The organism is Ruminococcus callidus ATCC 27760, from assembly GCF_000468015.1.
Taxonomy (GTDB): domain Bacteria; phylum Bacillota; class Clostridia; order Oscillospirales; family Ruminococcaceae; genus Ruminococcus_C; species Ruminococcus_C callidus.
On sequence record NZ_KI260428.1, the window covers coordinates 1 to 510 of the forward strand.

General features: G+C 49.2%; 1 protein-coding gene. It reads left to right on the plus strand.

Annotated features, from left to right (window positions below):
* Positions 1 to 493, plus strand: a 493-nt coding sequence (locus RUMCAL_RS15985) for a hypothetical protein (RefSeq protein WP_021682608.1), incomplete at its 5' end; no start/stop codon positions are given.
* Between the last annotated feature and the right edge of the window lie 17 nt (positions 494 to 510).

Consider the following 510-nt stretch of genomic DNA (forward strand, 5'->3'; position numbering starts at 1 on the left):
TAAGGAAACAGAACGGCTTCTTGCCGAACTGGCAAATCAGGGCTATGCTGTTCCGGACACCACAGAACCGGAATCCAAGGGCTTGACGGTACAGATGCCAGCCGATTTCTTCACGGAGCATACGCTCGGTAATCTCCGGCAGATCTGCGAAAACAAGGCTGCCCTTTTTCATGCTGCTTTTCAAACCGACTGTTTGGACATCATTTCGTCTGATGAAAAGGTGGAATTCCCTTGGTTTACAGTCGAACAGGATGGTGATGCAGATGCCTACTGCACCTTCATTTCCATGCTCTGCGAATTTGCCAAGAACCAGAGCCGCATCAACCGCAAGCCGGATACCTCCGACAATCCCAAGTACACCATGCGGTGTTTCCTGATTCGTCTGGGAATGGTGGGTGCAGAATTCAAGGCAGCAAGAAAAGTCATTCTTCGCAATCTCACAGGCAATTCCGCATTCAGAAAGGTTGGTGATACTAATGCAGTTTCCGAGTAAGTCTTATCTGGAACAGC